Origin of the sequence: Alcanivorax sp., assembly GCF_051117345.1 — a bacterium.
Lineage (GTDB): Bacteria > Pseudomonadota > Gammaproteobacteria > Pseudomonadales > Alcanivoracaceae > Alcanivorax.
In genome coordinates, this window is record NZ_JBNPEC010000115.1 from 1 (window position 1) to 7,030 (window position 7,030).

Here is a 7,030-nt window from a genome sequence, read left to right on the forward strand (position 1 = left end):
GGTTCGCAGCGGTGTGAAGCCGGTAGTCTTCGATCGTTACGAGGAAATCGGCGGTTTGCTGACCTTCGGCATTCCCGAGTTCAAGCTGGAAAAACCGGTCATGGCCAAGCGCCGTGAAGTGTTTGAAGGCATGGGCGTGGAATTCCGCCTGGGCGTGGAAGTGGGCAAGGACATCACCATTGATGAACTGCTGGCCGACTACGATGCCGTCTTCATGGGCATGGCACCTACACCTACATGAAGGGTGGTTTCCCGGGTGAGGATCTGGATGGCGTGCACGAAGCGCTGCCGTTCCTGGTGGCCAATGCCAACCGCAACCTGGGTTTCGAGAAAGACCCGGCTGACTTCATCGACATGAAGGGCAAGCGTGTTGTGATACTGGGTGGTGGTGACACCGCCATGGATTGTAACCGCACCTCCATTCGCCAGCAGGCGGACAGCGTGGTCTGCGCCTATCGTCGTGACGAAGAGAACATGCCTGGCTCCCGCAAGGAAGTGGCGAATGCCAAGGAAGAAGGCGTGCAGTTCCTGTTCAACCGTCAGCCCATTGAAGTCGTGGGTGAAGATGGCAAGGTCACTGGTGTGAAAGTGGTGGAAACCAAGCTGGGCGAGGCTGACAACAATGGTCGTCGTCGTCCCGAGCCGATCCCGGGCAGTGAGGAAATTCTGCCGGCGGATGCGGTCATCGTGGCCTTCGGTTTCCGTCCCAGCCCCGCAGACTGGTTCGAGCCCAAGAATGTGACCACTGACGATTCCGGTCGTGTTCAGGCTGTTGAAGAACAGGAATTCCCGTTCCAGACCAGCAACGAGAAGATCTTTGCCGGTGGCGATATGGTGCGTGGCTCCGACCTGGTGGTGACCGCCATCTGGGAAGGGCGCGAAGCGGCCAAGGGCATTCTCGATTATCTGGACGTGTAAGAAAGCCGAAAGTGTGACACGGAGGGCCCGCAATGCGGGCCCTTTTGTTATGCGCACACCGGGCTGAATAGGGTAAAGTTGCCGGCTATTGCCGATTGTTTCAGGGCGCCGTCCACAGCGTTGCGGCGTCAGACCCAAAGGATCTCTCATGACCTTCGCTCCTCTACAGAACGACCGTTTTCTCCGTGCCCTCAACCGTGAGTCTGTGGATCAGACGCCGGTGTGGATGATGCGCCAGGCTGGTCGCTATTTGCCTGAATACCGTGCCAGCCGTGAGCATGCGGGCTCGTTCATGGACCTATGCCGGAATGCGGATCTGGCCTGTGAGGTCACCCTGCAGCCGCTGGAGCGTTACCCGCTCGATGCCGCCATTCTGTTCTCCGATATTCTCACCATTCCCGATGCCATGGGCCTGGGGCTGTATTTCGAGACCGGGGAAGGGCCGAAATTCCGCAAGGTAGTGCGCACCGAAGCCGACGTGGCGGCGCTGCCGATCCCGGATGCGGAAAGCGATCTGGGTTATGTGATGAAGGCGGTCAGCACCATCCGCGGCGCACTCAATGGCCGGATTCCCCTGATCGGCTTTTCCGGCAGCCCCTGGACCCTGGCCACCTATATGGTGGAGGGCGGCTCCAGCAAGGACTTTCGTCATCTCAAAGCCATGGTCTACAGCCAGCCAGAGTTGGCTCATGCCCTGCTGGATAAGTTGGCGCAATCGGTCACCTCCTATCTGAATGCCCAGATTCGTCATGGTGCCCAGGTGGTACAGATCTTTGATACCTGGGGCGGCGCCCTGTCCGCCGAGGCCTACCAGCAGTTCTCGCTGAAATATATGCAGAAGATCGTCGATGGCCTGATTCGCGACCACGAAGGCCGCAAGGTGCCGGTGATCCTGTTCACCAAGAACGGTGGGCTGTGGCTGGAGTCCATGGCGGAGAGCGGCTGTGATGCCCTGGGCCTGGATTGGACCATCAATATCGGCGAGGCCCGTCGCCGCGTCGGTAAGAAAGTGGCCCTGCAGGGCAACATGGACCCGGCGGTGCTGTATGCGTCTCCGGATGCCATTCGTGCGGAAGTAAAACGCATCCTGACGGATTTCGGTGACCATCCCGGGCATATTTTCAACCTGGGGCACGGCATTACGCCGCAGGTGGATCCGGCCAATGCGGGTGTCTTTATCGATGCGGTGCAGGAATTTAGCAGGAAATAACAAAGCGGCAAGCTGCTATGCGAATGCAGGGCAGCCTTGTTTTGCTTCTCAGAGGCCGCGCCTATTTTAGGCGCGGCCTCTTGCGGTCACTATGCATTACACCTTAAATCGCGTTGAAGATTGCAACTCAACTCACGCGCCGATCTTGCGCATCTGATAGACGTTGTGGGTGATGGCGACCACCTCGCCATTGGCGTCCTTCAACTCTACATCCCATTCGAAGTCGCATTTGCCCACCTCTTCGGTGGTCCTTTCGATGCGTGCGATCTCCTCCTCGCTGAGGGAGACCTCCACCGTGATATCAGTGGTAGCCGGGCGGCGGAAGCGGATCGACATGTCCTTGACGATGGGGTAGCAGCGCTTGGTGTCGAAGGAGGTCAGGTAGATCACTCCGCCGGGCAATTCGGCGATGGTGTAGAGGGCGCCCGCATACATGATGCCAACATGGTTAATGTTGGGCTCAAAAGGCATCACCATCTTGCAGTAGCCCCGCTCCACATCCAGGGTCTTTACCCCGCAGCGCTCTACAAACGGAAAAGTCTTGTCGCTGGCGGCTTTGATCAGGGTTTTCTGTTCTTCGGAAAGGGCCATGCTGTTTCTCCTACGGTTGAGAAGAATGCTAGCAAAGGCTGGCACGGTTGCCGCAAGCCGTTTTGATCATGGCGGTGGAGGAAATGGTCAAAGGCAGCTACAAGCTACAAGCTACAAGCTACAAGCTACAAGCTACAAGCTACAAGCTACAAGCTACAAGCTACAAGCTACAAGCTACAAGCTACAAGCTACAAGCTACAAGCTACGCTGGTTGGATAGGGTAAGGCCAAAAAGTTCCTTGGCTTTGGCCTTTGCGTTATCCAAGTCTGGGGCGCGGGGTGGACGTTTTCGATTGGCTGCAAGCCAGATTCGCATTGTGGCTTGCAGCTTGAGGCTTGCTTAGAGCGCGTCAGTCTTGGCGGCGCTGATGAAGTCATTGCGGTGCAGGCCGCCAATTTTGTGGGTCCACCAGGTGACGGTCACCTTGCCGTACTCGGTGAGGATGGCCGGGTGATGGCCCTCATTTTCGGCCAGCTCGCCAACTTGATTGGTAAAAGCCAGGGCGTCGACGAAATTCTTGAACGAGAAGTGCCGTTGCAGCTTCTCGATGCCGTCTTCCTCTACCAGAATCCACTCAGGGATTTGAGGATGCAGCTCCTGGCGTTCCTGGTCGGTTACCCGGGGTGCGTCAGCCCGGCATGCTTCGCAGCTCTGTGTTGTCAGGGAAGTCATAGCAGCAGTTAATAGTGAATAGTGAATAGTGAATAGTGAATAGTTAACAGCGAAAACCCAAAAGTCAGTTTTTGGTGCTGTTTCCCGAAGTGCATAGGACCCGCGCCATTGTCACGAAGCGCGGGTTTCTGCCTATCCAGTACACACCAAGCCCGTTGCTCGTTGCAACTTTCAACTTGCTAATGTTTTCAGGCCGGTTCGCAGAGTCGGACTGGGTCACCATCGGTGCCGCCGGGGGCCATTTTCTTCAATAGCCGGCGCAGTTTTTCCATGTCCGTGTCGTCGCGGACGCGGCCGGGGATTTCCATGCCGTCGGCCAGGTGAAGCAGCACCGCCTTCATCTTTTCGGGCATCAGTACCGGCTGGCGGTGTTGAAGCACATAGATGCGGTCGCCACGCTTGAACAGCATGAAACCGTAGTAGTACGTGCCGCTTTCCGCCTCGCTGTCTTTCACCTGGGCGGCATCCACATTGATACCAATGATGGCGAACAGGGCGCGGGGATCGGCGTCTTCCAGGAATTCCCGGTAGGAGGCTTCCGCACTGGTGATCATGGGGGCCTTGGCCACCACCTCACGCAGGTAACTGTTCAGGGTGAGGTTTAGCAGGGTCAGATCGGAGGCAAATCGTGGTGCCTGGATCATCGGATGGTTTTCCGCGCTCAGATAATCCACGCGGAACAGACGCCCACTACCGTCCCAGAAGGTGGTGGAGCCACCATGGCGGTCGCAGCGTTCATCAAGCACCACTTCACCCCGGAAGGTATTGATGCTCATGTCCAGAATATAGGCGCCGGCGGGAGAGAAGTAGTAATCCCCCTGCCTGTCGCCTTGCAGATTCTGGCAGCTGGCGAGCAGTAGGGTACAGAGCAGTAACGCGGCAGTTTTGATTGTTTTCATTATTAGCCCCGGATGGAAAAAGCCCGTCGATCATAGCACACCCTGCCGGATGTGCAGCGATTGGCAGTGATCTTCAAGGCTTATTATCAGAGGATCGGTAAACCTGCCAGAGGAATCACGGTTTTCTGTGGGCTGGCCTTACGGCTGCGGTTGTAGTGCCAGGTGGCCTGGTGGGGTTTGTCGTAGACCCGCGCGGGCAGTTCCGTGATGGGAGTCTGGCAGGCGCTGATCTTGCTGGCGGCCTGGTTGACGCCAGCCAGTAGTTCAGCGGCGATGGCTTGCTGGCGCTCAGCCACGGCCTCGCTGCATTGCTGGTCTTCAGCCTGCAGATAGTTCACCGCCGGGGAGATCAGTACATACTGTTGCAGCTGTCTCTGGCTGGCATCAACCACCTCGATGCACTGGTGCACCCAGTAGTAGTAGCAGTCCTGCGCCCGGGCGATGGCGGCGCAGCCCATGATCAGGCAGACAAGCAGGCCACGTATCATGAGGGCAATCCTCCTCGTTGCTGGCGGGCGGGTTCCCACTGCAGCAGGATGTTGTCGGTAATCAGGTGCGCAGGGATACGATGGCGGATCTTGTCGTGCAGTGCCGGTAGCTGGCTCCAGTGAATCCCGGGCAGCATATGGTGTGCGGTGTGGTAGCCCAGGTTCCAGGATGGCAGGTTATAGCGCTTCAGCTCCACATTGCGCGAAGCGTGATAGTGGTCCTCGAAACCGGTGCCGGCATGCTGGCCGTAGGTGTTGTCCAGCAGCATGAACAGCATGGCCGCCATTGGCAGAATGAAGAGGATCAGCGCGTTGCGCGGGTCATGGAGCAGCGCCAGCAGCAACGGAATGTTTGCAAGTACTAACAGACGCAGAAAGCGCCGGTAAAGCTGTTGATGCCGCTTGCCGATACGATGGATTTCCGGATAGACCTTGAGCGTATTGATAAGCACATAGCGCCAGCGGGGCATTAGCGAGCCATCCGCTTGCTGCCAGGACGAAGGGTCCTGTTCCGGCTCCAGATAGTGCTTATGGTGGCCGATATTGTGATGCAGGGTCCAACTCAGGGGGCTGGTGCCGGTCTGGAGGTAGAGGATGCACTCGAACAGTCGGTTCAGCGGTTTTTTGATGAACACATTGACATGGTGATGGTTGTGGCAGATGGCGCCACAAGAGACCTGTAACGGCAACAGCGCCAGCATGGCCAGCCAGGTTGTCAGGCCGTCGCTGTAGAAAAACAGACCCAGTTGAATGGAAAACACCGCCAACACCAGGGCAACTGCGGCGAAATCAGCCCTATAGCGTACTAACATTTCAACCACCCAGACTGATTCCCCAGTCCCTACTACGAATAATGGTTGAGTGTACGCTGCAACCCAGAGTGTGATGAAGACCACAAAAACCATTTTGCTGGGCGCAATGGTCAATATGCTGACATTGCGCCAGGCGGAATGATTACAGATCCCGTGGTCAAACGCTTACACGCGCCCCAGTAAATCCCGGGCGATGGCGATGATCTGCATTTCGTCGGTGCCCGCGTAGATCTGCAGGATCTTGGCGTCGCGCATCAGCTGTTCCACCCGTGATTCGCGCATGTAGCCGTAGCCGCCATGGATCTGTACCGCTTCGGTGGCCACCTCCATGGCCGCCTGAGCCGCATAGAGCTTCATGGCGGAGGCCTCGGCCAGGGTCATCTGCTGGCCGGCGGCGGTCATCTCAATGTAGCGGAACACCATGTTCTGCAGGTTGGTGCGCGCCACTTCCATTTTGGCCAGCTTGAGCTGGATAAGCTGATTCTGACCGATGGCCCGGCCGAACTGGACCCGGTCGTGGGCGTACTGGGTACTCAGTTGCAGTGCCCGCTCCACCATTCCCAGCGCCATGGCGGCGACGCCGGCGCGCTCCTGCATGAAGGTGCCCTTGGCGCCGCTGCGGCCATAGCCGTCTTCACTGCCGCCCAATAGCCGGTCGGTGCCAACTTTGACGTCGGAGAGGAACAGCTCGCCGGTGGGGGAGGAGCCGATGCCCATCTTCTTGAAGGGTTTGGACTGCTCCAGACCGTCCATGCCGCTGTCGAGAATGAAGGAGACAATCTTGCGCTGGTCGGCTGGAACCCCTTCCTCATCCAGCTTGCAGATCAGGATGATGGTATCGGCGTAGGGACCATTGGTGATCCAGGTCTTGCTGCCGTTGATGATATAGCCGCCATTGCCGTCACGTTTGGCCAGTGTCTTCATCTGTCCGAAGGCGTCGGAGCCGGCATTGGGCTCGGAGATTGCCCAGGCGCCCACCTTCTCCAGGGTGAGCAGGGGTAGGGCCCAGCGTTCTTTCTGCTCGATGGTGCCCTTGCTCATGATGGCGCCACCGCCCAGGCCCATGGACACGCCCATGGCCGTGACAAGCCCCTGGGCATGTTTGCAGATTTCAATAATGGGGATCATGCGCATGGCAGCTTCTTCGCCGGCCATGGCAGAAGGGCGATCCTTTTTCTTTTCCTCTACGGTTTCCCCGGCGGCAATGGCCTTCTCCCGGGCCAGCTGTTTCTCGAAGGATTGCTGGGCCATCACATCCATGCCGAAGGTCTTGATCAGCTTGCGAAGGATGTCGTAGGGCGGCACACCGTTGTATTCGATGTCATCCAGTTGCGGCACGATTTCCTTTTCCACGAAATCGCGCACCATCTTCTGGATCATCTGTTGTTGTTCGGACCACTGGATCATGGGGCTGTCCTGTTTGTTGAAGTGGTTTCAACA

7 protein-coding genes and 1 pseudogene are annotated in these 7,030 nt (G+C 57.7%); 2 read left to right on the forward strand and 6 right to left on the reverse strand.

Annotated features, from left to right (window positions below; all coding sequences use genetic code 11):
* A pseudogene (locus tag ACFE0K_RS07435) lies at positions 1-918 on the forward strand (FAD-dependent oxidoreductase); the annotation flags it as partial.
* Between the two features lie 148 nt (positions 919-1,066).
* Positions 1,067-2,128, forward strand: a complete 1,062-nt coding sequence (gene hemE / locus ACFE0K_RS07440; RefSeq protein ID WP_434535462.1) for a uroporphyrinogen decarboxylase — start codon at positions 1,067-1,069, stop codon at positions 2,126-2,128.
* A gap of 132 nt (positions 2,129-2,260) precedes the next feature.
* On the opposite strand, the gene ACFE0K_RS07445 is transcribed toward hemE, so the two are convergent.
* The 6 genes from ACFE0K_RS07445 to ACFE0K_RS07470 all read right to left on the reverse strand — a co-directional run bounded on the left by ACFE0K_RS07445 (position 2,261) and on the right by ACFE0K_RS07470 (position 6,997).
* Positions 2,261-2,719 (reverse strand): PaaI family thioesterase, encoded by a 459-nt coding sequence (locus ACFE0K_RS07445; protein WP_434535463.1) that lies wholly within the window; start codon positions 2,717-2,719, stop codon positions 2,261-2,263.
* Positions 2,720-3,058: 339 nt separating this feature from the next.
* A complete protein-coding gene (locus tag ACFE0K_RS07450; RefSeq protein WP_434535464.1) occupies positions 3,059-3,391 on the reverse strand; it encodes a 4a-hydroxytetrahydrobiopterin dehydratase in 333 nt (110 codons plus the stop codon).
* Positions 3,392-3,579: 188 nt separating this feature from the next.
* On the reverse strand, positions 3,580-4,290 hold the full coding sequence (locus ACFE0K_RS07455; RefSeq protein WP_434535465.1) for a hypothetical protein: 711 nt from the start codon (positions 4,288-4,290) through the stop codon (positions 3,580-3,582).
* Positions 4,291-4,376: 86 nt separating this feature from the next.
* Positions 4,377-4,778 (reverse strand): hypothetical protein, encoded by a 402-nt coding sequence (locus tag ACFE0K_RS07460; protein WP_434535466.1) that lies wholly within the window; start codon positions 4,776-4,778, stop codon positions 4,377-4,379.
* Positions 4,775-5,590 carry a fatty acid desaturase family protein gene (locus ACFE0K_RS07465; RefSeq protein ID WP_434535467.1) on the reverse strand — a complete coding sequence of 272 codons (816 nt, stop codon included), beginning with the start codon at positions 5,588-5,590 and terminating at the stop codon, positions 4,775-4,777. The genes ACFE0K_RS07460 and ACFE0K_RS07465 overlap by 4 nt, the downstream gene beginning before the upstream one ends.
* A gap of 165 nt (positions 5,591-5,755) precedes the next feature.
* Positions 5,756-6,997, reverse strand: coding sequence for an acyl-CoA dehydrogenase family protein (locus tag ACFE0K_RS07470; RefSeq protein WP_434535468.1), 1,242 nt, complete (start codon positions 6,995-6,997; stop codon positions 5,756-5,758).
* Positions 6,998-7,030 lie beyond the last annotated feature (33 nt).